Source organism: Gillisia lutea (genome assembly GCF_021568705.1).
Lineage (GTDB): Bacteria > Bacteroidota > Bacteroidia > Flavobacteriales > Flavobacteriaceae > Gillisia > Gillisia lutea.
In genome coordinates this window covers 12,427-37,602 of record NZ_JAKGTH010000011.1, presented here as the reverse complement: position 1 = coordinate 37,602, position 25,176 = coordinate 12,427, and the positions used below count along the sequence as shown (strand labels likewise).

Sequence of the window (25,176 nt, the reverse complement as noted above, 5' to 3'; positions counted from 1 at the left end):
AAGAAAAAATATTAATTATATGGACTCAGGATTATTTACAGCAAACAATGTATGGATGATGATATGTACGGGGCTGGTATTTTTTATGCACCTCGGATTTTCATTTCTGGAAATTGGACTTACTAGACAAAAGAACACTATAAACATACTTTTCAAAAATCTATTTATCATTTGTGCCGGTTTACTTATGTATTATATAGGAGGTTTCAATTTGATGTATCCGGGATTTGAAGAAGGATCTGCAGGAATCTTAAAATTTGCCGGTTTTGGTATAGCAGCTCCCGAAAATGGAATGCTACCCGAATATGCCAGCGGAGGTTATACCTGGTGGACAGATTTCCTTTTCCAGGGAATGTTTGCTGCTACTGCAGCCACCATTGTCTCTGGAGCTGTTGCCGAGCGTATCAAGATTGGAGGCTTTATGATTTTTGTTGTTATTTATGTAGGGCTTATCTACCCAATAGTAGGTTCATGGAAATGGGGTGGTGGATTTCTTGACTCTATGGGGTTCTATGACTTTGCCGGATCTACCTTGGTACACTCTGTGGGCGGTTGGGCCGCGTTGGTAGCAGTCTTTCTATTAGGGCCACGTATTGGAAAATTTAATGAATTCAATAAACCTCAACCCATCCCAGGACACAATATTCCATTTGCAGCAGCAGGAGTTTTAATATTATGGTTAGGATGGTTTGGGTTTAATGGAGGCTCTGTGCTCTCTGCCGACCCTGCCATTACCTCTTTAGTATTAGTAACAACCTCTTTGGCGGCTGCAGCCGGTGGAATTGCAGCGTTTTTAGTTTCTACCTTGATGTATAAAAATTATGATCTTACCATGTTCTTGAATGGAATTTTAGGAGGATTAGTAGGTATTACAGCCGGTGCCGATTTAATGTCGCCTAACGAAGCCGTAATTATTGGCTTAATAGCCGGTGCTATTATTGTTCTTGGAGTTGCTCTAATCGATAAATTAAAATTAGATGATCCTGTAGGTGCCGTTGCTGTACACTTAATTTGCGGAATTTGGGGTACACTTGCCGTTGGAATATTTGGAACTATGGCAGGCTTAGACCAATTCTTTATTCAATTGGCAGGTGTTGGAATTGTTGGAGCATTTTGCGTGATAACTGCATTTATCATCCTTATAATCATCAAATCTACTGCAGGGCTAAGAGTTTCTGAAATAGAGGAATTAGAAGGATTAGACCGCCATGAACACGGAATGGATGCTTATCCAGATTTTAGATCTAACGAGCATTAATTATTAATAAGTATCTGAAAAAAGCCTGCTCGATGAGCGGGCTTTTTTATTTCCACAAAGAATATTTTAGCTAAAGTGAATTAATCCCTATTTTTGCAGCTATGGCATTAACAAACAACGACATTTTCAAAAAATTACGAGTTGCGCTTAAATTGCGTGATGACGAAATTGTAAACATCTGCGCATTAGTAGATTTTAAAGTAACAAGAAGCGAATTGGGAGCAATCTTCAGAAATGAAGACCATCCTAAATATGTAGAATGTGGAGATCAGTTTCTTCGGAATTTTTTAAACGGTCTGGTTATACACATGCGTGGCCCCATGCCTAAGAAAGAAAAGAAGGATACTTCTTCAAAAGAATAACATTTTCACAAAGAAAAATAGTAAGATCAATTCTTTCTAAAAAAGCTACCCAGTTATAAATTATATAAAACAAAAAATCCCGGGCAATACCCGGGATTTTTTATATATAAGATCAAAAGCTTAAGCAAGTACTGCCTGAACTTTATCTGCAGCTTCCTGAAATTCTACAGCACTCTGTACATCCAACCCACTGTTATCTATTAATTCTTTTGCAATATCTGCATTGGTACCTTGTAAACGTACAATAATTGGCACATTGATATTACCCATATTCTTGTAAGCATCTACAACCCCTTGTGCCACACGGTCACAACGTACTATACCTCCAAAGATGTTGATAAGGATAGCTTTTACATTCTCATCTTTCAAGATCAAACGGAAAGCTTCTTCTACTCTTTTAGCATCTGCAGTACCACCAACATCCAAGAAGTTAGCTGGTTCTCCACCTGCTTGTTTAATAAGATCCATAGTTGCCATAGCAAGACCCGCACCATTAACCATACATCCAACGTTACCGTCAAGATCTACGTAGTTAAGTCCCACTTTTTTAGCTTCTACTTCAACAGGATTTTCCTCACGAATATCACGCATTTCTGCATAATCCTTATGGCGGTATAATCCATTATCATCTAAAGATACTTTTGCATCTACCGCTAATATTTTATCATCACTTGTTTTTAAAACAGGGTTGATCTCAAATAAAGAAGAGTCAGACTTTTCGTAAGCTGTGTAAAGAGCTATTACAAATTTAGTCATCTCTTTAAAAGCTGCTCCACTCAAACCAAGGTTGAAAGCAATTCTTCTTGCTTGGAATGGCATAATACCAACAGCAGGATCAATTTCTTCAGTAAAGATTAAGTGTGGAGTATTTTCAGCTACAGTTTCTATATCCATACCACCTTCGGTAGAATACATTACCATATTACGCCCTGTTGCTCTATTTAAAAGAACAGACATATAATATTCTTCCGGCTCGCTATCTCCAGGATAGTAAACATCTTCAGCAACTAATACTTGGTGAACTTTTTTTCCTTCAGCAGAAGTTTGCGGAGTTACCAGGTTCATCCCAATAATTTGTCCTGCAATTTCTTCAACTTCTTTAAGGTTCTTGGCAAGCTTCACTCCCCCACCTTTTCCACGGCCACCAGCATGAACTTGGGCCTTTATTACGTGCCAGCCGGTTCCTGTTTGCTCGGTAAGTTCTTTGGCAGCATCTACTGCTTCTTTTGCATTATGAGCAACAATACCACGCTGAATGCGCACGCCAAAGCTGTTCAAAATTTCTTTTCCTTGATACTCGTGTATGTTCATATCTGCTTTTCTTCAGTATTAATTACGGTTGACAAAAGTAGCAAATGTAATAGTATTGTACCAATCTTTTTTGGGGAATAACTTCAGAAGACGTAATCGCTGCAAATAAAGCCTTTTTCTCATTGCTTTTCAGGCCTTACAACACTAAAACGAAATAGTGGTTTTAACCTAATTTTCACCTTTAAAACGAGAATTCTCCTTTACTTTTGCCCCTTAATTTTTTCGAAATGAATAAAGCATTAATTGCACTGGCTATAGGCGGATTTGGTATAGGGATGACAGAATTTGTGATCATGGGAATTTTACCTGATGTTGCTGAAGCCTTAAATATTAGTATTCCGAAGGCGGGACATTTTATCTCGGCCTACGCCCTGGGTGTTGTTGTGGGTGCCCCCCTACTTACAGGGATTGGAGGGAAATGGCCTGCCCATAAAGTCCTCCTGTTGTTAATGCTGTGGTTTACTTTTTTCAATACACTCTCTGCCTTTGCTAATAGTTATGAAACTTTGCTGGCATACCGGTTTCTCTCTGGTCTTCCTCACGGAGCTTTCTTTGGGATTGGAGCTGTAGTAGCCGGGAAACTCGCAAAACCGGGAAAAGCTGCAAAAGCCATTGCCACTATGTTTACCGGTTTAACATTGGCAAATGTACTGGGGGTGCCACTTGGAACTTACTTAGGACATACCTATAGCTGGAAAGTATCCTTTCTTATGGTAGGAATTATTGGAATCTTGGCAATGCTGAGTATCAAATTTTGGATGCCGCAACTGGATAAATCATCACCTGAAGGACTTAGAAAAGATTTTAAGGTATTAAAAAAGCTGGAACTATGGATGGTCATCCTACTTACAACTATAGGAACAGGCGGGTTCTTTGCATGGTATAGTTATATTGCTCCGCTAATAACCAACGTAGCAGGACATCCTGAAAGTGTAGTAAGTTATGCTATGATAATTGCGGGAGTGGGCATGGTTATAGGAAACCTGTTAGGCGCAAAATTAGCCGAGCTGTTTCCACCTATCTCTGCGGTTATAATAACGTTGCTTACCATGGTTACCCTTCTAGTTGTAAATACCTATTTAGCCACCGACCCGGTATTTATTCTAATAATGACATTTTTAATTGGAATGGTAGCCTTTTGCATTGCCACACCAATACAAATGGCGGTAATTAATTCATCAAAAGGCTCGGAAATGTTAGGCTCTTCTCTTAATCAAAGTGCATTTAATATGGGAAATGCCTCTGGAGCATATTTAGCAGGATTACCAATAGCCATGGGGTTTGGATTTACTTCTGCTACTTTAGTAGGAGCAGCTATGGCCGGATGTGGTGTGTTTATAGCCCTCGCGGTTATCATCATTCGAAAAAGACAAAATGAAACGGTGACAGCCGAAGCGTAATTCAGGTTAATTTTCTATCTTCCTAACTTTTTATGAACATATAACACATTCCACTAATGTGTTATATTTTTATATTACTTGTAACTAATTAAAAATCTCAATTATTTTTGCATTTTAAAATCATCAAAGAATGAATGATCAAGACCTAATTAAAATAGCTAAAGAATTTGGAAGCCCTGTATATGTATATGATGCTGAAAAAATCATTGGACAGTACAAACGATTAACCAATGCGTTTTCCGGAATAAAACAACTAAAAGTTAATTATGCAGCCAAAGCACTTTCAAATATCTCTATTTTAAAACTGATGAAAAGCTTAGGTGCCGGACTGGATACTGTTTCCATTCAGGAGGTAAAGCTTGGGCTAAAAGCGGGTTTTGAACCGTCACAAATTATCTATACTCCAAATGGAGTTTCTCTGGAAGAAATAGAAGAAGTTGCACAGCTAGGTGCACAAATAAATATTGATAACCTCTCTATCCTCGAGCAATTTGGAACACGACATCCAAAAGTTCCGGTTTGTATAAGAATTAACCCTCACGTGATGGCTGGTGGAAACACCAATATTTCAGTAGGACATATAGATTCCAAATTTGGAATTTCTATTCATCAAATTCCGCATTTACTCCGCATAGTAGAAAATACAGGAATGAATATTAATGGAATCCATATGCACACAGGAAGCGATATTCTAGACATAGAGGTCTTCTTATATGCATCAGAAATATTATTTAACACCGCTAAACAATTTAAGGATCTTGAATTTCTTGATTTTGGTAGTGGTTTTAAAGTTCCATATAAAGAAGGAGACATTGAAACCAATATTGAAGAATTGGGCGAAAAACTGACTTTAAGATTCCACGAATTCTGCGAGGAATATGGAAAGGAATTGACACTTGCTTTTGAGCCTGGAAAATTCTTGGTTAGTGAAGCCGGCCAGTTTGTAGCAAAAGTAAATGTGATAAAACAAACTACCTCTACTGTATTTGCAGGAATTGACACCGGTTTCAATCACCTTATAAGACCAATGCTGTATGGTGCAAATCACAGTATTAGAAATATTTCCAATCCAGGCGGTAAAATCCGTTTCTACTCGGTGGTGGGTTATATTTGTGAGACCGACACTTTTGCCAGTAACAAGCGTATCTCAGAAATTAGTGAAGGAGATTTGCTAAGCTTTAGCAATGCAGGTGCGTATTGCTTTACAATGGCGAGCAATTACAATTCAAGATATAGACCAGCTGAAGTATTATTTTATAAAGGGGAAGCTCATTTAATTAGAAAAAGGGAAGTTTTTGAAGATCTTCTTAGAAATCAAGTTGATGTAAGTTTAGATGTTAATGACAAGAAAAAAGTAAGTGTCTCTAAAAGCTAGTTAACTCTATATTTTTGAATTTGAAACAGAAAAGGTGGTAGCAACTAATCTAAATACTTCTCGGTTAGAATTAAGATTAGTTGCACTTTCTGATCTGGAGAGTGTGCATACACTGCTTTCAAGACCCGAGGTAGATGAGTTTAACACCTTGGGAATACCAAAAAATATTGAAGAAACCCGATCTATACTTCAAGACCATCTTGCAGACCTGGATAACACTCCTATTAAAAGGTTCACCTTTGCTGTTGAATTAAAAAGCAATAAACAATTTATTGGAATGGTGGCAATAAATCTTGGTAGTGAGAAATATAATGCTGCCGAGCTTTGGTTTAAACTCCATCCATCTTACTGGAATAACGGCTATGGAACAGAGGCTGTAAAGGCCTTAGTCGATTTTGGCTTTAAAATTTTAAAGCTTCACCGTATTGAAGCGGGTTGTGCAGTTCAAAATATAGGTTCGCTAAAAATTATGGAACGAGTTGGAATGCACAGGGAAGGAAGAAGAAAAAAAGCACTGCCTTTAAAATGTGGCTGGAGCGACAATTATGAATATGCCATTCTAAATCCTGAGCACTAATAGTGGTTTAAATAGTCTTTATTCGTTTTAATAAAACCTCCCTATAAGTCTTACTAACCGGAATAACTTTCCTCTTGATCTCTATATGACTTTCTGCCACGACATCCAACCGGGAGATATTGATTACATACGATCTATGCACTCTAATAAATAAAGACGTAGGTAATTGTTCTGATATAGACTTTAAAGTACTACTTAGCAAATAACTCTTTTCTTCTGTTACCACATTGCAATAATTTCTTTCAGCCTCGATATAGAGAATAAATTTTAGAAGAAGTTTTATCCTTTTTCCATTTTGCCGTACAAAAATCCTGTCATCCATAAATTCAATCTCAGGATCCCTATGCTCTTTTTCCTGTTTATGCTTCCTCACTTGGGCTTCAACAAGTTCAATAGCCCGTTTAAGCTCTAACAAATTGAGAGGTTTGGATATAAATGCCATAGGATGCGTTTCGCGTGCAATAGAAAATGTTGCGTCATCACTGTTGGCAGTAAGATAGATAAGGGAAAGCTCATTTTTGGACTGGATCAACTTTGCCGTTTCAATACCATCTAATTTCCCTTTTAAATGAATATCCAATAGCAAAATATCAGGTTTATTCTCCTGTACGTGTAAAATGGCATCTTCCCCCCTGCATACAATTCCGGTAATCTCATACCCTAAATTGGTAAGTTGTAAAGAAATATTAGCTGCAATAATCATATCATCTTCAACAATCAATATTTTGGTTTTATCGGTCATATCATGTTGTTTTATGTAACAAAAATTCAAAATAAAGCGTTGTTCCAGAAGTCATGTTCTTCGTCATTCTACCATCCAACTGCTTGGTAAGCAAATCGATTAACTGTGTTCCAAATCCCGTTTTCTTTCGATTTATATTTTCACTCCCTACTCCATTGTCGCTAACAAGTAGTTGAAGTCTGGATTTATATTCCTTTAAACTGATGATTATTGAACCCTCTCGGTTTTCAGGAAATGCATATTTAAGGGAATTGGTTAAAAGCTCATTTACAATTAACCCGATTGGAAGTGCCTTTTCTACATCAAGTTCTAAAACACTCATATCATAATTCACATTTACTCGGTTTTCCAGGCCGAAAGAATGTAGAATATAATTGCCCAAATTCATGAAGTAATCTTTCATTTCAATAGCTGCAAGATTTTTTCCTTTATATAATTTCTTATGAATCATGCTCATACTTTGTACTCTGTGCTGACTCTCTTTCATTACATCTACAACATTGGGGTCGGAAATTTGTGAAGATTGCAGCGCAAGTAAACTGGAAACTATTTCCAGATTATTTTTTACACGATGATGAATCTCTTTCAATAAAAACTCTTTTTCTTGATTTTGACGTTGAAGTAGTTTATTCTTCTTTCTATTATCGCGTGTGATCTTGTATAACCCCAATAAGATGAACAAAAGCAAGCCGGAGATAATACTGATGAGGACTTGCCGAATTTGTTGCTTTTTAAGTAGATCTTGCTGTAGTTGAATGGTATTCTCTTTCTGCGCAACATCAAATTCTGTTTGTAGAAGTGCAATTCTCTCATCGGCTTCTGCTGTAAATATCATTTTTACCAGTTTGTCATATTCAAGGTAAGCGATATAAGCTTTTTCATAATTTTCCATTTCGGCGTGTGCTTTCGCCAGATATTCATAAGCCTGACTTAAATAATATTCATCACCAAAATCAGCAGTAGCAATCACAATGCTTTTAGTTAAATTCTCGATGGCCTGCAAATATTTTCCTTCCAGAAACTGAAGTTTCCCAATGGCAAGCCATGATCGCATCAACATGAAATTGTTATCCAGGAACCGGGCATATTTAACCGCCTGCATTCCCGCAAATGAAGCTTTATCAAAATCATTTAAGTAAGTGTACAATTCGGCCAGGGAAATATATACATCACTCAAATTATTATAGAAACCGTAGCGTTCTCCTATTCTAATAGCATTGTTGTAAAATTTTAATGCATTTCTGGTATTCCCTAGGGCCAGGTAATTATTGCCTACCACATATAGTGTAAAATCGTAATCCAGATCCTGAATCCCTCTTTCTTCGAAGATCTTAACCGATTTGAGTCCGTATTGTAAACCTTCATCAAATTTCGATTGTTTCCAAAAAATGTTACTCAGGTCGCTATAAGCCAACGCAATTGCTTTCTTATCATCAAGTTCTTCACCTAAATCAAGGGATTTAAGAGCATAATCTGCAGCTTTCGATAGATCTCCTTTTCGTTCGAAGACATAACCTATTTGCGTATTAAGAAAAGGAATATCCTCCTTATGAACTAAGGGACGCGCCTGAGTAAGTACAAGAAGCGCCGAATCTAACTTTTCCATTCTTAGCAAAATAGCTCCTTGCGTAATTTTAAACCTACCGTTCCATAATTCATCTTTCTGAGTGGCTGTTTGCTGCAAGCCGAGATTGGTAAAAGTCATTGCCTTATTAAGATTTCGGGTATGCCAGTAATAAGCTAGATCGTTTAGCATAGAAAAACGGGTAGTATCGGCAGGAGCATTGTTGAGATTCGTTTCCAAAATATCTAAATACGAGGAGTCGAAATTATCGGTTGTTACAAATACTTTGTTGTAGAAAGGATTTTGTTTATGAGATATAATTTGAGCAATTATCACATTGCCAATTAGCATCATAAAAGTTGTTAGGAAACAAATTTTCAAAGCAGGCACCCTCATTTTACAAGTATTAGTTTAAGCTTAAAAATGGAGGGTCTTAAATATACAATTATTCTATGCAATGCTCATTCGGGTAATAAAAGAAGTAGCACGGACAATTTTAGCTATCACTCACCACAAACTACTTTATAATAACAGTTTAAAGACATTACTTAGAGGCATAAATCAGTTTAACGTTTAATATTAAAACTGCTAATTGGTTTATAAAATCGCTCACCTTAGCTTGGACAACTGCCTATTATGCATTGGAGAAATAGGGGAAGCTCTAATCTGGCAAAGCTTAAGGTGGGCGATTCTATAATTTTTTATATAACTATTCTTTTAAAAAAAGCAGGTAGTAATTACTTCTTTCACATCCTAATACACTGCTTTCATCAACCCATCTTCAAAAATTATACTCACTCTATATCTAAAATTAATTGTAATTGTTTATATTAATCGTAAGAATTAAAAAGATTGTTAACAATACTAGAAATTAATTCCTATTTTTATAACAAACCTACATTTTTAGAATAATCCCCTACTTTGTAAAATCTTAATTAAGATATATTTACCGTTACCTATAATGAATTACCTTAGAAAAGAGCTTTATGAACTAATTAAAGAAGATGAATCAATTTTTGATTTCATTCAAGATTCTGCTTTAGATGGAATGTGGTTTTGGGATCTGGAAAATCCGGAAAATGAATGGATGAATCCTAAATTCTGGATCACATTAGGCTATGACCCCAATGATATGCCACATAAAACTGCTTCATGGCAAAACATTATCAATAAAGATGATTTGGAAGCAGCGGTGACCCAGGTTAAGGCTCATTGTGAGAATCCATCAATACCATATAATCAAACCGTTAGATACAAACATAAATCAGGAGATACAGTCTGGATCCAGTGTCGGGGGATGGCTATTCGCAACCATGAAGGAAAGCCAATTAGAATGCTTGGAGCGCATACTGATATATCTAACTTAAAAATCTCAGAAATAAATCTACAAAGGGAAACTGTACGTTTCAAACACATTATAGAGGGAACCAACTTAGGAACATGGGAATGGAATATACAAACAGGAGAAACTATTATTAATAGAAGATGGGCAGAAATTATTGGCTATACTCTGGAAGAATTGGAACCTACCACTATAAACACTCGGGATAAATTCTTACATCCCGATGATCTTATAAAATCAAAACAGCTCGTTCGGGATCATCTTAATGGTAAGATACCATTTTATGAATGTGAGCTACGAATGAAACATAAATCCGGAAAATGGGTTTGGATAGCTGATAAAGGAAAAATTGTAAACTGGACTAAAGACGGGGAGCCAAGATGGATGACGGGATCCCACTTAGAAATCACTAAACGTAAAGAACATGAAATATTACTTACAAAATACAAAGACCTTTTAGAGAGAAGTAATGAAGCCGCTGTTATTGGAACCTGGGAAGTAGATTTAGTTCAGAATATAGTTGAATGGAGTAAGGTTACAAAACAAATACATGAGGTACCCCCAAATTATTCTCCTGAAATGGCGCAAGCATTAAATTTTTATCCAGAAGGTGAGCACAGGGACACTATTTTACATGTAATTGACGAGGCTATTGAAAAGGGCATAAATTACGATGTAGAATTACAGATATTCACTTTTAAAGGTCATCTAAAATGGGTTAGAGCAATAGGGATAAGCGAATTTGAAAATGGAAGCTGTGTTAGACTATATGGACTTTTTCAGGACATTGATGAACGAAAAACCACTTCTTTAGAAATTGAAAAACTATCTCTTGTTGCCAGTAAAACTAATAATGCCGTAATAATTACAAATGCAGCGGGTTACACCACCTGGGTAAACGAGAGTTTTACCAGAAGTACCGGTTATAATCTGGATGACATGTTAAATAAAAAACCGGGAGAAATACTTCAGGGAAAAGATACTAATCCTAAACACGTTGAATGCATTAGAAAAGCTTTAAATGATAAGCTACATGTTAGCCAGGAAATTCTAAATTATAAAAAGGACGGCAGTATTATATGGCTTCATTTAAATATAACTCCGGTGTTCAATAAAGTGGGAGAAGTTTATAAATATATTGCTATTGAAAATGATATAACAGAAAGAAAAAATATTGAAAAATTAAATCAAGAAAGGCAAACCTTATTAGAGACAATTCTAGACAGCATTGATGTTGGAATAGTGTCTTGCGATAAAAATGGAAATTTGACCTTATTTAACAATGCTACCCGAGACTGGCATGGCTTACCTGTTCAATCTATTCCATCTTCTAATTTATCTCAATATTATGGACTTTTCAAACCCGACGGAGTTACTCCTCTTAGTGAGGAAGAAATTCCTTTAATAAAAGCACTACAGACCGGATCGGTTAAAAATGAAGAATTGGTAATAATCCCTGAAAAAGGAATTCCACGTACTGTAACGGTAAATGGATCTAAATTAATTGGGGAAGAAGGAGAGCTGTTTGGTGCTGTAGTGGCCATGCATGATATTACAAAAAGAAAAGCAACCGAGGAAAAATTACGGGAAACCCTGGCGAAACTTGAAGGTCTGCTGGATGCAAGTGCATATGTAAGTATTATTGGAACTAATGCTTCCGGTCTAATTACTACATTTAATAAAGGTGCTGAAAATCTATTGGGCTATTCTCGAGAGGAGATGATCTCTCATAAAACCATGGAAAGCATACATTTAAAAAGTGAAATAACCCAAAGAAGTAAAGATCTCTCCGATCTTTTAGGTAAAAATATTAGAGGTTTTAGTGTGTTTACGGCTCTTCCTAACAATGGAACGTATGATACCCGAGAATGGACCTATGTAAAAAAAGACGATACACATTTCCCGGTTCAGTTAACCATAACTTCCATTAAAGATAACAACGAAATAATAGGCTATTTGGGAGTAGCAGCTGAAATTTCAGAAATCAAAAAAGCTGAGAATGAAATTAAGTCGCTTTTAGAGGTTACAAAAGATCAAAATCTACGCTTAAAGAATTTTGCACACATAGTATCTCATAATCTACGATCACATTCCGGAAACTTTGCGATGCTGTTAGATCTATATAAAAGGGAGAATCCTGAGGCTGCTGAAAATGAAATGATAAAATTGCTTGGTACTGCTTCTACAAACCTTAAAGAAACAATAGCACACCTTAATGAAGTGGTTTTAATGAACTCTTCGCTTAAAGAAAATATGGTCTATCTCAATTTAAAAGATGCCATCGATAAGGCCATTAAAAACGTTTCTGCCTTAGCTGAAGATGCAAATGTAAATATCCAGAATTCTGTAGATCCTAAAATTAATATTGAAGGGCTTCACGCTTATATAGACAGCATCATACTAAATTTACTAACCAATGGTATTAAATACAGGTCTCCTGAAAGAAAAAGCTTCATAAAATTCTCTTCAGAAGTAAATGATCAGAATATCCTTCTAAAGGTAGAAGATAATGGGTTGGGTATAGATCTAAAAAAATATGGAACCAAATTATTTGGAATGTACAAAACATTCCATTTAAATAAAGATGCCCGTGGTGTGGGCTTGTTTATCACCAAAAATCAAATTGAAGCTATAGGTGGAAAAATTGAAGTTGAAAGTACTGTAAATAAAGGAACAACCTTTAAAATAAATATGAATTATGAAAAAAATTGATGTCGCTTGTATCATCGATGATGATCCAATTTTTGTGTTTAGCGCCAAGAAAATCATGCAACTGTCAGATTTCTGTAACAGTTTTATGGTTTTTCATAATGGCGAAGATGCTTTAAATAATTTGAAGGCGGTGATTACTGCAAAAGAACAACTACCCGATATTATATTATTAGATCTTAATATGCCCATAATGGATGGCTGGCAGTTTCTAGATGAGTTTATACAAATTCCTTGCGATACAGAAATCACAATTTACATTGTTAGTTCTTCCATAGATCCAGCCGATGTTATTCGTGCTAAAACGTACGACAGGGTGAACAACTATATTGTGAAACCCATTACTATAGAACGACTTAAAAAAGTACTTATGGAAGAGTAATACTATAAATATCAATAGGTTGTTTATAATTTCATTAATAAAACTATAAGATACAATTAACCCTAAAAATTTTCTTTAACCTTTATTTTTTCATTTTTTAGAGCTTGCTAAAATTTAATCCAAAAAAGAAAAAGATGAAATTAAAAAATAAAGTTGCTGTGGTAACCGGAGCAAGTAGCGGAATTGGGAAAGCAATTGCAAAACAACTTGCCTCTGAGGGTTGTAATGTGGCCCTTGCAAGCCGAAGCACCGATAAACTTGAAGAACTTGCGAAAGAGATAGACACCAAAACCTTGGTTGTTAAAATGGATGTTAGCCAAACTGCCAGCGTTAATAAAGCATTTGAAGAAATTCTTGATAAAATGGGAAGAATTGATATTCTGGTTAATTCGGCCGGAGTAATGCCTCTTAGTTATTTAAAAAATAGACATCTTGATGAATGGCTTCAAACCATTGAGGTTAATGTGAAAGGTTGTTTAAGGTGTATATATGAAGTTCTTCCAGCTATGAAAGCTCAAAAAGAAGGGCATATAATAAATATTGCATCGGTAGATGGAAAAGAATTGTTTGAAGGTGGTGCTGTCTACGGCGCATCAAAAGCGGCAGTCATTGCACTTTCCCAGGCTATGCGTATGGAGCTTTCTCCTGAATTCAATATACGGGTTACAGCAATAGAACCAGGAACGGTAGATACCGATCTACGGGAAGATATAACAGACGAAGAACTCTTAGAAGATAAAGATTACGGGGGTGACGAGCCAAAATTGGAAGCTAAGCATATTGCTAATGCAGTACTATATGCGGTTGAGCAACCAAATGAGGTGAATGTAAATGAAATACTTATAAAACCTACCGGTAAATCGTAAGCGTCTAATGTTTTCCACCAATATAATTTCAATATGGGGCTTTAATAAAGTCCCATATTTGTTTAATAATGAGCTATTTAAAAAAATAGTAGTATATTTAATTCTAATCTTTTATAATAAAACTTCCTCCTTATTTAAAAGACATTTCTCCCCTGTTGTAATTTTGTAGTTCTTTCCCCGGAATTTATAGATTATTTAAATTGAATAATAACCATTTAAATATATAATTTATGAAATCCTTATTTTACTGGATGTTACTCGTACCTTTATTAGTAATATCTCAAGAAAACCAAGAGTATGGTGTATTGGAAAATGCCATGCTAACAGCAGCACCTGCCAAGATCCAGCAATTTGAATCTGGAATTGCTGCACACAATAAAAAATTTCATGCATCAGGTCCATACGGAGCAAGAGTTTATTGGATATCCAACGGACCAAACGTGGGGAAATATATTTGGGTCATGGGACCTCTAACGTGGAGTGCATTTGATTCCAGACCTGCCGCAGAAAATGGGCATGATGCCGATTGGAACATGAACGTACTACCATATATACTTCCGGAATCGGACCAAACCTACTGGAAATTTGAAAGTGGTCTCTCTAACTTCTCCCAGGGTTTTACCATCAAAAACTTATTGGTAGACATGTATGATATTAAAAGGTTTCAAAAGGAAAAAGTAATGAAGATGATGGAGAAAATTAAAAAGGTTATGGTTGAAAAATTCCCGGAGGAAACTTATGGTATGTACACCAATATTCTACCTAGTACCAAAGATGGAAGAGATCTCGCCTATGTTTCCTTTTTCGAAAAATCTGCATGGATGGGTGAGGATGGAAAATTTCCTGAAAAATATAATGAAGTTCACGGTGCTGGAAGTTTTGAGAGCTTCTTAAAAGAATGGGGGGAAGTATCCCAAGGACAACAATCGGAATTATGGATTTTTAGACCGGATCTTAGTGGTCTTAGTGGAGAAGTAAAAGCTGGAAATTAGTCAGCTAATTAATTGATATTAAATCCTGGAGCAATCCGGGATTTTTTGTGCATACTATTGAAGATAGACCTTAAATTTTCCTTCTGTAACGGTTTTAATACTTTTATCTTCGAGATTATAACCTTTAAATATAAAATTACCTTGAATTACATTGCCATCATCACTTATAATTTCAAGTGTATTATAGCTTTGGTTTAGAAATTCGGTAAAATCTGTACCCCAATCTCTACCAGATTCAAGATCCATATAATGTATAGAACTCATTTTCCAAAGATCTGCCCCCACTAAGTAGGTTTTCACGCCCGTGTAGTTAGCAATTATAAGCTCTATAGCCTTATTGGTATTATTTGTACATTCTACCTTTAAACTAATAGTACCATCACTATTGGTAAATTTACTGGCCTTAATGTTTCCCTCCATTTGATTTGCATCAAAATTAGCGCCGTCAACTTTAGCTGTCAGAAATTCTTCACCTGCATAGCTACCACTTCCATCATCATTAGTACTACAGCCCATAAAGGCTATTCCTATAAATAATAATGAATACAAAAATGTTTCTTTAAACCTTTTCATCATATTATATATTAGAAGTTATTAATACTACAAATTTACGAATACTCATGTGCTTAATTACGGGGAATTTCCCCCTAAATCATATCTAATTATTTGATTTTCAAATAATTAGATATTACTAATTTGATGTTTTTTTAACAAGGGTTTCATGATATCCAAAATGAGTCAACTTATATTTAATCCTGTATTACGGTTTGTTCAAAATAAACCTCTTTTCAACATAACTTATACCACGAAAGAGCGTTTAAAATATTATATGAAATAATTATGAAAAAGATTTTTTTGCTTAATATCTGCCTTTTGTTCTCTGTATTTCTGGTAAACGCTCAAGAATGGGAAACCGACCTTGAGCAGGCAAAAAAAATTGCAGCTCAGGAAAATAGAGATATCATTTTAGTCTTCCAAGGGTCTGACTGGTGCGCCCCATGCATTAAATTAGATCATGAAATATGGAGTAGTAAAACTTTTAAAACTTATGCTAACGAGCATTATGTACTTTTAAAAGCTGATTTTCCCAGAAGACAAAAAAATGCATTAGACCCCGAACAGCAGGCGAAGAATAATAAGTTAGCTGAAATATATAATAAACAAGGTTATTTTCCATTCGTGGTTATATTAGATAAATCGGGAAAAGTTCTTGGTAAAACAGGTTATAAAAAAATGACTCCGGAAGAATATATAAAACATCTTAATGCTCTTAAAGGCTAAATTTTGAAAAGATTTTTAATTTCTTTCTTCCTTATATTCCTCTCGGGACAAATCTTTTCTCAAGAGATTCATAAGCGCACTATTAAGTTAATGGGTAGCCGTTTTGATATTACTGTGGTTGCTGATGATACTCTTCAGGCTGAAAAAGATATCGATTTGGCAATAGCTGAGATTACAAGAATCGAAAAGCTCATCTCCTCATGGGATTCCAACTCACAAACTTCAGAAATTAATAGAAATGCGGGCATTAAAGCGGTAAAGGTAGATAAGGAATTATTTGAATTGATACAGTGCGCAATGGGAATTGCAAAACTCACCGATGGTGCCTTTGATATTAGTTATGCCTCTATGGATAAGATCTGGAAGTTTGATGGTAGTATGACTGAAATGCCTTCACCTAGCGAGATTTCCCGATCGGTTGATAAAGTGGGCTATCAGAACATTATTTTAGATAATAATAACCATAGTGTCTATTTAAAATTACCGGGTATGAAGATCGGTTTTGGGGCAATAGGAAAAGGATACGCAGCCGATAAGGCAAAACAACTTTTAATAGAGAATAATGTGGCTGCAGGTATAATTAATGCTTCTGGCGATATGAACACCTGGGGAAAACAACCGGATGGCTCCGATTGGAAAGTTGCTCTTACCAACCCTTTCAATAAAGACAAAGCTTTTGCATTATTGCCTTTGAATGAAGCTGCCGTAGTTACCTCTGGCGATTACGAGAAGTATGTTAATTTCAACGGGAAAAGATATGCCCATATCATTAATCCTAAAACGGGATATCCCGCAACGGGAATTATTAGTGTGACTGTATTTGCTCCAAAGGCAGAATTAGCCGATGCACTGGCAACTTCTGTTTTTGTGATGGGAATAGAGGTAGGCTTAAACAGAATTAATCAACTTCCCAAAGTAGAATGTATTATTATCGATGAGAAAGGTGATATCCATACTTCTCAAAACATAAAAATTGATACTCAATGATCAAGAAAATATTATTAGGAGGTTTCGTGATGGTTGCGCTGCATTCCTGTGTAGCAGTTAAAGAATACGAAAAAGTTAATTTGAGTGACCCGGATATGGAGTTGGCCTCGAAGAAAGTGGACAGATTTGAGACCAATTTCCAGGCTTATCGTGAGGCAGCATCGGGAGCTAATGGAGGAAAGACCGGCGGTGGCTGTGGGTGTAATTAAAAAGTTAAGATGAGAAAAATATTTATAATCACAGGATTATTGTTTGCAACAGTAATTTCACCTGCACAAGAGGCCGATCAAGATTCCACACTTATATATAAGAAACGGGTGCTGGAAAGTACAGAAGTCGATTTTCTAACGAGCTATTATTCGCAGGATGGAGATAATGCCGCGGTAAGTGGAGGAATTGGTACGGAAGAATTAACCGACTTCACTCCTACTTTTGTGGTGTCAATACCATTGAATGCCGATGACGTATTGAGTATTGACGCGGGAGTATCTGCATACACGTCGGCATCATCAAGCAATGTAAATCCATTTGATGGGGGCAAACCTGCAGATCCTTTTGTAGCATCTTCCGGTGCATCTAGCAGCGACCTTTGGGCGAATATGAATGCATCCTATAGTCATAGCTCAGATGACAGGAATAAAATTTGGTCGGCTAAAGCCTCTTTATCGTCAGAGTTTGATTATTTCTCTATCGGTTTGGGTGGAAGTTATACCAGATTATTTAATGAGAAAAATACCGAACTAAGCATTAATGCGAACGTATATCTGGATACCTGGAAAACGATCTACCCATATGAACTGAGACCTTTCGGTAAAAATGGAAATGGCTTGAGCAATAGTTTATTCAACGATATTACAGGGGATACCAATTATGACCCAATTTTTCAGGAATTTGAAAGTAAAACCAGGAATTCATATTCGGTAGGACTAGGTTTCTCTCAAATTCTATCCAAGAATCTCCAAGCTTCTTTAGCATTAGATGTTGTTCAGCAGGAAGGCTTATTATCCACCCCTTTCCAAAGAGTGTATTTTAAAGATGTAGAAGATTCTTTTATTGAAAACTTTCAATTGGCCGATGCTATTGAACAGCTTCCAGAAACTCGATTTAAAGTTGCTCTTGGTAGTAGGTTGAATTACTTTATCAATGAAATTTTCGTTGTTAGAACCTATTACAGATATTACAATGATGATTGGGGTATAAAATCGCATACTGCCAGTATAGAACTACCTATTAAGATCACCGATAAATTCACATTATATCCCTCTTATAGGTATTATACTCAAACAGCAGCCGATTATTTTGCGCCCTATGAGGAGCATCTTTCCACGGAAGAATATTACACTTCCGATTATGACCTTTCTAAGTTCAACGCTAATCAGTATGGTTTTGGAGTGAGTTATACCGATATTTTTACCAAATTCCATATTTGGAATTTCGGGCTAAAAAGCATCGATCTAAAATTTCATCAGTATAAAAGAAACACTGGGTTAAAGGCAAATATGATAGCAGGAGGATTTAAATTCATTTTAGATTAAATGAAAGAGAAGATCTAATAGAAATTCATAATTTTCTATCTTTATAAGATGGAAATAAATGTAAAAGTTTCTAATCAAATTGCCAGCTCACCAGAGGAGGTATTTGATGCCATTGTTAATCCCGAGAAAATAATACGTTATTTTGTTTCTAATACCAGTGGCCCTATTATACCTAATGCAAAACTTCACTGGGAGTTCAAAGATTATTGTGTCTCTTTAGATGTTGATGTATTAGAGGTTATAAAAGACAAACACATTTCTTTTGAATGGGAAGCAAGTGGGAAACGAAGCAGTGTCCAAATTTCAATAGATAAGAAAGAGGAACAGCTTACCCAAATAACTATTACCGAATCTCCTTTCAGTCTTATAGAAAGTGATGTTAAAAAAGCTTTGCAACAAACTCAGGGTTGGACAGACTTTATTTGCTCTTTAAAGGCATTTTTATACACCGGTATAAATTTAAGGTCAGGTAAATATCCTTCAGAAATAAGCTGAATAATGAAGATAGAAGCGAATACCCCCGAAGAATATATAGCACAATTACCGGAAGATCGTAAGCTAGCAATTACAAAGTTAAGACAGATTATTCTGGAAAACCTTCCTGTTGGTTTTGAAGAAACTATAAGTTACGGTATGATCGGGTATGTGGTTCCCCATACTGCTTATTCCCCAGGATATCATTGCAATTCAAAACTACCACTCCCCTTTATAAATATAGCTTCTCAAAAGAATTTTATCGCACTTTATCATTTCGGTATTTATAACGATCCAGCACTCTATAACTGGTTTGTAGAACAATATCCAAAATATTCTTCAAGAAAACTCGATATGGGAAAGAGTTGTATAAGATTTAAAAACCTGGATGCTATTCCCTACAAGTTGATAGGCGCATTAGTAAGGAAAATAAGTATGCCACAGTGGATTGAAAATTATGAAGCTACTATAAAACGCTGAAGCCATTTAACTTAAACCAAATTACGGATATTTACCTATATACTTGGTAATCTATAATTTCTTAAATTAGTGTTAAACCCTTAAACCTAACTTGAGATGAAAATTTTAAAGAATATTCTAATTGTAGCCGTTGTTCTAATAGCCGTTCCTTTAATTGTAGCACTATTTGTAAATAAAGATTATGCTGTAGAAAGGGAAATTGTGATTAATAAACCGAAACAGGAGGTTTTTGATTATGTGAAATATTTAAAGAATCAGGACAACTATAGCAAGTGGGCCCAGATGGATCCAAGCACCAAAAAAAACTATACGGGTGTAGATGGCACCGAGGGATTTGTAGCGAAATGGGAAAGTGAGAATAAGGAAGTGGGAGTTGGAGAACAGGAAATTAAAAAAATAACTGAAGGAGACCGAATAGATTTTGAGTTGCGTTTTTTTGAACCCTTTAAGGCTACATCACCTGCATATATGACTACTACCAGTATCGATGAGAACTCAACCAATATAAAATGGGGTTTTAACGGACATATGAATTATCCAATGAACCTGCTCATCTTAACGATGGATATGGAAGAGGTAATAGGAAATGATTTGCAAACCGGTTTAAATAACCTTAAAGAGGTTTTAGAGAAGCAATAGTCAACTATTAAATTAAAAAAGCAGCCTTGATAAGGGCTGCTTTTTTAATTATGGGTATTTCTAAAATTACCAATCAAATTTATAGGTGGCACCTGCCATAACCTGAAGTCCCTGTACAGGATAATCTGACCAACGTTGGTAATTGTCTCCTATCAAATTATTTCCTTTTACAAAAATGGAAAGCTGCTCATTAAAGCGGTAACCCACGTTTGCATTAAGATCGGCATAACCATCTAAAGTTATAGTTCTTATCTCGGTACCATCAGCAGGATTCATGAATCTCTTTCTGTCCTTACGCTCTCCTGTAAAGAATAAATTAGCTCCGGCAAACCATTTATCGGTAATCTGATAATCGGCCAATACAGATGCTTTAAAATCGGGTAGATTCCATGCTTCCGGCTGGAAGTCTGAAGAATAACTGAAGTAAGTGGCATTCATCCCTAATTTGAAATCTCTATTCACATCTACATTAATTTCTCCAAAGAAGGAAAGCGTTTTTAAATCATCATAGACTACGTCAAAAGAATTTCCATAAGTGTAATCTTCCGTATTTGCAGGCTCTTCTAAATTATTAACGAATAAAGATCTATTTGTTTCTGCTACATAGCTCCCTTTCAGGTTATAAGAAATGCTATTAGACAATTTTCCTTTAGCTCCTAATGAGGCGTCATACTGCTTATCGGTTGGAGTAATAGTAAGGGTAGGCGAAACGTATGGGTTTTGCTGTGCTAACTTATAATAAGTGTTCTGATTTAAACCACCCTCTAAACCGGCATAAGCAATAAAATAATCGCCCGCCACGCGATAGCTCGCTGTAACTTGAGGATAGATATAAAAATTACTGTCGCTGTTTTCGGTGTCCAGACCATACACGAACGAGGCTCCTAAATTTACGGTGAGGTCGTCTCTTAAGATTAACAGACTTGGAGTAAGAGCGAAATTCATTTGAGAATATTTCAACTCTTCCGGAGTTTGATACCCCCTGTCGAATTTACCATTTAATACATCTGCACTAAGCTTGGTAGTAATTAGTTCATCTGCAATGTTCACCTCAAATTCGGCATCTGCCGTAAAGTTATTTTCTGAAGACTTATAAGAATCTCCAAAATAGCGGTAATGAGCAGAAGCTTTATCGAAGAAAGAATCATATAACTCTATTTCTCCACCCACGATCGCTGAATAATAATTTTGTTGCGGATCGATATCGGCAATATCCGGACGCGTAAATATTGAATTTTCCGGAAGACCGTACCAGTTAAATAATTGATGTTGTAACCCAAGCTCTGTGGTCCATGAACTGTTCCTATTACGAGAGTTATAATTTAAATTTAGTGCGGTATTATAGAACTTATCGGCTAATTCTACTCCATCTATCCCTCCCTGAGAAGAATTATGAGTAAGGAACACTCCAAAATTATCACTTCTGTTTACCTCTAAATTGCTATAGAATTCTGCCAGGATATTTGAATAATTCCCAAAGCCTAAGGTGGCGTAGTTATTAAACAATTTAACTCTTTTAGCTCTTTCTACCTTGGTAGCCTGACCTTTTGAAGGAGTAAATGTAGAAGCTACAGGTACTGAAAAAATACTGTATTTCACAGGTTTTTTCTCTAAGCTTATAGAATCTGTGACCACAGGAGTTTCCTTGATCTTGAATGCATCATTCACCGATGGAGTGTATGGTTTTACCACGATAACGGTTTCTCCTCCCAGAGGTTTATCTTGAGCAAAGAGAAATCCGCCACAAAGAAATGATAGTAAAAACAGGTTTCTTTTTATTGAAAGAATTTGCATATAGAATTTCTTAAAAGTTATATTGATTGATTATTAGTTGGTTTCAACAGAAGCGTTCGTCTTTGCTTCCATAGCTTTTATTTTGCTAAGTTCTGCCTGTGCTTCCTTTACCACTTCCGGATATTCCTTAAAGTTCTTTATAACATTGTCCAGAATATAAGTAGCCTGGTAAGCATCCTTTAAGGCATAGAAATTCTTAGCCATGATCACTAAACCTTTAGCTCCGTATAATTTGTATCCTGAATAATCTTTAGCTAGTTTTTGAACAGATTCGTTCGATGCCTTAAAATTCCCAGCCTTATTTTTGAAGTAAGCATCATAGTAAAGTGCTTCTGCTGCCAACTCTCCGGTAGCTATTTTCAAAACTTCTGCATATGCTGTTTTCGCTCTGCTCTCATTTCCTGTTTCAAAAGCAGCACGGGCAATAATCACCTGCGCATCACTCTTCACATTATTTTCAATACTTGGTGTTGCCAATACTTTTTCTGCATATGAAACCGCCATATTAAAATCTTTTAGTTCATAATAAGACTTCATGAGGTTAGATTGTGCGTAGATGGTATTTTGAGCAAAATCGGCTTCATTTTCCAATCGTTTCAATAGTGGTAAAGCATCTTTATAATTCCTCTTTTCTAAGTAAATTTGAGATAATCTAGCCAAAGCTTGTTCAGAGAATTCACCTCTTGGTTTGGCGATCACAAATTTATAATGAGGTACCGACTTATCTTTTTGATCATCTCTAAAGTACAGCTGTGCTAAATAGAAGTTACTCTTAAGTGAATTCAAACCATTTGGAAAGCTTTGTAAATACTTTTCAAATCCGGTTTTGGCAGCGCTGGTATTGTTGTTCAGGTATTGTTTTTCTGCTGCTTCAAAAGTGGTATTATCAAGATCGGCATCTGTAACTTCTACAAAATCTACATTCTTCACCCAGGCTGCATATTCATCGGTTCTTCCAAGATCAATATAAATAAGTCTTGCCGTACTTACCGCCTGCATAGATTCTGGAGTATTAGGATAATCGGAAACTACCTTTTTAAAACGTTCCAGGGCTTTGTTTGATTGATCACTATTATAATAGATAAGACCCTGTTTTAACATTGCCTGGGGTACAAATGCACTACCGGGAACATCTCTAATCAATCGGTTATAAGTTTCTATACCCTTTTGCGTGTTTTCCATCGCAACGTAGGTATTTCCTAACTCATAAAGAGCATCATCCCTGTAAGAAGACCTTGGATATTTATTCATGAAGCTACTAAGGTCTTCGATCTTACTGTCGTTTCTATTTACAAAACCATAGCTTATAGCTTTTTGATAAGCAGCATAATCCTGATTTCCAATATTCATATCTATAGCCGCATTATAGGCATCCATAGCCGGCCAATATTTACTGGTCACAAAATAAGTATCTCCTAACCTGGTATAAGCATCATTTCTTCTGGCTTTATCTTTAGCCGAATTCTTCGCATAACGATTGAAATAATCGATCGCTCTGTTGTATTCCTTTTGTTTGAAATAAGAATAGGCAATATTATAATCCAGGTTTTCCATTTCAGGAGTCCCCTGTGCCCCACTCATTCCGGCAAATTCTTTATAACCAACCAAAGCTTCGTTCATTCTGTTAAGATTGAAATCGCTTTCTGCTTTCCAGAAAGTTGCTTTTGCAGTAATAACCGCATCTCTTCGTTCGGTTAAGGATTTATCGAAATTCACCGATGCATTTCTATAATCTCCTCTATTATATAATTCTAATCCATACAGATAAGCCACTTTTTGATAAGCCACCTTATCGCTGAAATTTCTATTGTTCTCTAATAAGTTCATGGCCTCTTCATAATTCTTAGAAGTAATATAAGAATCGATAAGAAGGCTTTCCATCTCCGATTTCACCGGTGAGTTAGGGTATTTTTCCAAATACTCTATTAACACCTTTGAAGGACTGGAATAGCTATTCCCTATTTGATAACCTAGTTTTGCATAATTTAAAAATGCATCTTCCTGAATTTTAGCGTCAAAATTCATTTCACTTGCATTCTTAAAAGCATTTAAAGCTTGTTGTTTCTGATCTAAGTTTAAATAAGCTTGTGCAAGATGATAGTATGCATTTTGAGCAATGGCGTTATTACCATCTATAATCTTGTTGAATTCTGCTATAGCACTTTCATTATCTCCCTGTTTGAAATAAGCATATCCTAACTGATAATAATCGGTATTCGTCCATTTTCCACGCAGTCCTTTATATTCCTTTAAATAAGGAATAGCTTTCTCATACTGCCCAAGGTTGAAATAACTTTCACCTATAATCTTATTTAATTGAGAAATTTCATTTCTATCGGCAGTTGGTAATTGTTCTAAGCCCAGGTCTATCGCCTTTTGAAAATTCCCTAATTTAAAATTCATATCACTTTGGAAATAAGATAGATTTTCAGAATATCTATCATTCTCCTTTACTTCCTCAAATAAGGTATTAGCCTCCTCATAATCATCTCCTTCATAGGCCATATAACCTAGGTAATATTTGGCTTGCGACCCGTATTCTTTTGAATCTCTTACTCTGTTTAGATATTTGGCAGCATCATCATACTGTTTTGAAGCAAAATAAGCATACCCATTATTAAAATAGTAGCGATCCTTTTCTTTGCGACTCATCCCCTTTTCATCTACCCTGTCATACCATCTTCTGGCTAATGAATATTTACCATTTTCAAAGTAATAATCGGCTACATCAATAAAGGCAGTATTCCGCTTGGTACTGGTAGGATAGCGTTCCACAAAATCCTGCATGAGCTGATCTGCTCCGGGTTGTCCAAGTCTTACCGCCGCATTAGCAATGTAATACGCACAGTCGGATGTTATTTTCTCATCATTGGTTTCATCCTTAACATCATCAAAAATAGTTTGGGCTGCAAGGAACTGTCCATTGTTATACAATTCCAGTGCTCGGTTGAATTTTACGAGATCATTAGTATAAACCGCAGTTTGCTGGGCAAATAATGAAGTAGAAAGAAGTAAAAAAGCAACGAGGAATAAGGCTTTATTTCGTGTCATTAATTTTTTTATTAGATTGATCAATCAAAGATAATTAAACGCTTATTTCATAACG

The 25,176-nt window shown here is 35.9% G+C and carries 22 protein-coding genes; 16 read left to right on the top strand and 6 right to left on the bottom strand.

Annotated features, from left to right (window positions below; all coding sequences use genetic code 11):
• Window positions 1-19: 19 nt before the first annotated feature.
• Window positions 20-1,258 carry an ammonium transporter gene (locus tag L1I30_RS12785; protein ID WP_236134687.1) on the top strand — a complete coding sequence of 413 codons (1,239 nt, stop codon included), beginning with the start codon at window positions 20-22 and terminating at the stop codon, window positions 1,256-1,258.
• Window positions 1,259-1,359: 101 nt separating this feature from the next.
• On the top strand, window positions 1,360-1,620 hold the full coding sequence (locus L1I30_RS12780) for a DUF1456 family protein (protein WP_236134686.1): 261 nt from the start codon (window positions 1,360-1,362) through the stop codon (window positions 1,618-1,620).
• Between the two features lie 120 nt (window positions 1,621-1,740).
• On the opposite strand, the gene sucC is transcribed toward L1I30_RS12780, so the two are convergent.
• Window positions 1,741-2,931, bottom strand: coding sequence for an ADP-forming succinate--CoA ligase subunit beta (gene sucC, locus L1I30_RS12775; RefSeq protein WP_236134685.1), 1,191 nt, complete (start codon window positions 2,929-2,931; stop codon window positions 1,741-1,743).
• A 227-nt stretch (window positions 2,932-3,158) separates the two neighbouring features.
• On the opposite strand from sucC, the gene L1I30_RS12770 reads away from it, so the two are divergent.
• From L1I30_RS12770 to L1I30_RS12760, 3 genes are all read left to right on the top strand, one after another.
• Window positions 3,159-4,331 carry an MFS transporter gene (locus L1I30_RS12770; protein WP_236134684.1) on the top strand — a complete coding sequence of 391 codons (1,173 nt, stop codon included), beginning with the start codon at window positions 3,159-3,161 and terminating at the stop codon, window positions 4,329-4,331.
• Window positions 4,332-4,461: 130 nt separating this feature from the next.
• Window positions 4,462-5,706 (top strand): diaminopimelate decarboxylase, encoded by a 1,245-nt coding sequence (lysA, locus tag L1I30_RS12765; protein WP_236134683.1) that lies wholly within the window; start codon window positions 4,462-4,464, stop codon window positions 5,704-5,706.
• A 34-nt stretch (window positions 5,707-5,740) separates the two neighbouring features.
• Complete coding sequence (locus L1I30_RS12760; protein ID WP_236134682.1) at window positions 5,741-6,283, top strand: GNAT family N-acetyltransferase; 543 nt, start codon at window positions 5,741-5,743, stop codon at window positions 6,281-6,283.
• Between the two features lie 7 nt (window positions 6,284-6,290).
• Here L1I30_RS12760 and L1I30_RS12755 read toward each other — a convergent pair whose 3' ends face one another.
• Together L1I30_RS12755 and L1I30_RS12750 are read right to left on the bottom strand one after the other, a co-directional pair.
• On the bottom strand, window positions 6,291-7,025 hold the full coding sequence (locus L1I30_RS12755) for a LytR/AlgR family response regulator transcription factor (RefSeq protein ID WP_236134681.1): 735 nt from the start codon (window positions 7,023-7,025) through the stop codon (window positions 6,291-6,293).
• Window position 7,026: 1 nt separating this feature from the next.
• Window positions 7,027-8,979, bottom strand: a complete 1,953-nt coding sequence (locus tag L1I30_RS12750) for a sensor histidine kinase (RefSeq protein WP_373314956.1) — start codon at window positions 8,977-8,979, stop codon at window positions 7,027-7,029.
• Between the two features lie 571 nt (window positions 8,980-9,550).
• Here L1I30_RS12750 and L1I30_RS12745 point away from each other — a divergent pair.
• The 4 genes from L1I30_RS12745 to L1I30_RS12730 all read left to right on the top strand — a co-directional run bounded on the left by L1I30_RS12745 (window position 9,551) and on the right by L1I30_RS12730 (window position 14,880).
• Window positions 9,551-12,643, top strand: a complete 3,093-nt coding sequence (locus L1I30_RS12745) for a PAS domain S-box protein (protein ID WP_236134679.1) — start codon at window positions 9,551-9,553, stop codon at window positions 12,641-12,643.
• A complete protein-coding gene (locus L1I30_RS12740) occupies window positions 12,630-13,022 on the top strand; it encodes a response regulator (RefSeq protein ID WP_236134678.1) in 393 nt (130 codons plus the stop codon). Before L1I30_RS12745 ends, L1I30_RS12740 begins: the two co-directional genes overlap by 14 nt.
• 134 nt (window positions 13,023-13,156) lie before the next feature.
• The gene (locus L1I30_RS12735) at window positions 13,157-13,888 is read left to right on the top strand and encodes an SDR family oxidoreductase (RefSeq protein WP_236134677.1); all 732 of its coding nucleotides are present in this window, start codon (window positions 13,157-13,159) and stop codon (window positions 13,886-13,888) included.
• A 230-nt stretch (window positions 13,889-14,118) separates the two neighbouring features.
• On the top strand, window positions 14,119-14,880 hold the full coding sequence (locus tag L1I30_RS12730) for a hypothetical protein (RefSeq protein WP_236134676.1): 762 nt from the start codon (window positions 14,119-14,121) through the stop codon (window positions 14,878-14,880).
• A 54-nt stretch (window positions 14,881-14,934) separates the two neighbouring features.
• Here L1I30_RS12730 and L1I30_RS12725 read toward each other — a convergent pair whose 3' ends face one another.
• On the bottom strand, window positions 14,935-15,429 hold the full coding sequence (locus tag L1I30_RS12725) for a hypothetical protein (protein WP_236134675.1): 495 nt from the start codon (window positions 15,427-15,429) through the stop codon (window positions 14,935-14,937).
• A gap of 291 nt (window positions 15,430-15,720) precedes the next feature.
• Between L1I30_RS12725 and L1I30_RS12720 the strand changes: the two genes are divergently transcribed.
• The 7 genes from L1I30_RS12720 (at window position 15,721) to L1I30_RS12690 (ending at window position 20,276) form a co-directional block, all read left to right on the top strand.
• Entirely contained in the window at window positions 15,721-16,161 is a 441-nt protein-coding gene (locus L1I30_RS12720; RefSeq protein WP_236134674.1) for a thioredoxin family protein, read from the top strand.
• A 3-nt stretch (window positions 16,162-16,164) separates the two neighbouring features.
• Window positions 16,165-17,148: an FAD:protein FMN transferase gene (locus L1I30_RS12715; protein WP_262911065.1), complete on the top strand. Its 984-nt coding sequence runs from the start codon at window positions 16,165-16,167 to the stop codon at window positions 17,146-17,148.
• Entirely contained in the window at window positions 17,145-17,357 is a 213-nt protein-coding gene (locus tag L1I30_RS12710) for a DUF4266 domain-containing protein (protein WP_236134673.1), read from the top strand. Before L1I30_RS12715 ends, L1I30_RS12710 begins: the two co-directional genes overlap by 4 nt.
• Before the next feature lie 9 nt (window positions 17,358-17,366).
• On the top strand, window positions 17,367-18,683 hold the full coding sequence (locus L1I30_RS12705) for a DUF3570 domain-containing protein (protein ID WP_236134672.1): 1,317 nt from the start codon (window positions 17,367-17,369) through the stop codon (window positions 18,681-18,683).
• 48 nt (window positions 18,684-18,731) lie between these two features.
• Window positions 18,732-19,178: an SRPBCC domain-containing protein gene (locus tag L1I30_RS12700; protein WP_236134671.1), complete on the top strand. Its 447-nt coding sequence runs from the start codon at window positions 18,732-18,734 to the stop codon at window positions 19,176-19,178.
• Between the two features lie 3 nt (window positions 19,179-19,181).
• On the top strand, window positions 19,182-19,637 hold the full coding sequence (locus tag L1I30_RS12695; protein WP_236134670.1) for a DUF1801 domain-containing protein: 456 nt from the start codon (window positions 19,182-19,184) through the stop codon (window positions 19,635-19,637).
• Window positions 19,638-19,733: 96 nt separating this feature from the next.
• Window positions 19,734-20,276 carry an SRPBCC family protein gene (locus tag L1I30_RS12690; protein WP_236134669.1) on the top strand — a complete coding sequence of 181 codons (543 nt, stop codon included), beginning with the start codon at window positions 19,734-19,736 and terminating at the stop codon, window positions 20,274-20,276.
• A gap of 66 nt (window positions 20,277-20,342) precedes the next feature.
• On the opposite strand, the gene L1I30_RS12685 is transcribed toward L1I30_RS12690, so the two are convergent.
• Both L1I30_RS12685 and L1I30_RS12680 read right to left on the bottom strand, forming a co-directional pair.
• Window positions 20,343-22,070 carry a porin family protein gene (locus tag L1I30_RS12685; protein ID WP_236134668.1) on the bottom strand — a complete coding sequence of 576 codons (1,728 nt, stop codon included), beginning with the start codon at window positions 22,068-22,070 and terminating at the stop codon, window positions 20,343-20,345.
• 33 nt (window positions 22,071-22,103) lie between these two features.
• Window positions 22,104-25,121 (bottom strand): tetratricopeptide repeat protein, encoded by a 3,018-nt coding sequence (locus L1I30_RS12680; RefSeq protein WP_236134667.1) that lies wholly within the window; start codon window positions 25,119-25,121, stop codon window positions 22,104-22,106.
• Window positions 25,122-25,176: the final 55 nt, after the last annotated feature.

Bases quoted from the DNA above. Each gene is read 5' to 3' on its own strand.
- L1I30_RS12730 (WP_236134676.1), top strand. From the start codon at position 14,119: ATGAAATCCTTATTTTACTGGATGTTACTCGTACCTTTATTAGTAATA.
- L1I30_RS12735 (WP_236134677.1), top strand. From the start codon at position 13,157: ATGAAATTAAAAAATAAAGTTGCTGTGGTAACCGGAGCAAGTAGCGGA.
- L1I30_RS12695 (WP_236134670.1), top strand. From the start codon at position 19,182: ATGAAGATAGAAGCGAATACCCCCGAAGAATATATAGCACAATTACCG.
- L1I30_RS12785 (WP_236134687.1), top strand. From the start codon at position 20: ATGGACTCAGGATTATTTACAGCAAACAATGTATGGATGATGATATGT.
- L1I30_RS12780 (WP_236134686.1), top strand. From the start codon at position 1,360: ATGGCATTAACAAACAACGACATTTTCAAAAAATTACGAGTTGCGCTT.
- L1I30_RS12720 (WP_236134674.1), top strand. From the start codon at position 15,721: ATGAAAAAGATTTTTTTGCTTAATATCTGCCTTTTGTTCTCTGTATTT.
- L1I30_RS12680 (WP_236134667.1), bottom strand. From the start codon at position 25,121: ATGACACGAAATAAAGCCTTATTCCTCGTTGCTTTTTTACTTCTTTCT.
- L1I30_RS12745 (WP_236134679.1), top strand. From the start codon at position 9,551: ATGAATTACCTTAGAAAAGAGCTTTATGAACTAATTAAAGAAGATGAA.
- L1I30_RS12690 (WP_236134669.1), top strand. From the start codon at position 19,734: ATGAAAATTTTAAAGAATATTCTAATTGTAGCCGTTGTTCTAATAGCC.
- lysA (WP_236134683.1), top strand. From the start codon at position 4,462: ATGAATGATCAAGACCTAATTAAAATAGCTAAAGAATTTGGAAGCCCT.
- L1I30_RS12770 (WP_236134684.1), top strand. From the start codon at position 3,159: ATGAATAAAGCATTAATTGCACTGGCTATAGGCGGATTTGGTATAGGG.
- sucC (WP_236134685.1), bottom strand. From the start codon at position 2,931: ATGAACATACACGAGTATCAAGGAAAAGAAATTTTGAACAGCTTTGGC.
- L1I30_RS12755 (WP_236134681.1), bottom strand. From the start codon at position 7,025: ATGACCGATAAAACCAAAATATTGATTGTTGAAGATGATATGATTATT.
- L1I30_RS12685 (WP_236134668.1), bottom strand. From the start codon at position 22,070: ATGCAAATTCTTTCAATAAAAAGAAACCTGTTTTTACTATCATTTCTT.
- L1I30_RS12740 (WP_236134678.1), top strand. From the start codon at position 12,630: ATGAAAAAAATTGATGTCGCTTGTATCATCGATGATGATCCAATTTTT.
- L1I30_RS12710 (WP_236134673.1), top strand. From the start codon at position 17,145: ATGATCAAGAAAATATTATTAGGAGGTTTCGTGATGGTTGCGCTGCAT.
- L1I30_RS12700 (WP_236134671.1), top strand. From the start codon at position 18,732: ATGGAAATAAATGTAAAAGTTTCTAATCAAATTGCCAGCTCACCAGAG.
- L1I30_RS12705 (WP_236134672.1), top strand. From the start codon at position 17,367: ATGAGAAAAATATTTATAATCACAGGATTATTGTTTGCAACAGTAATT.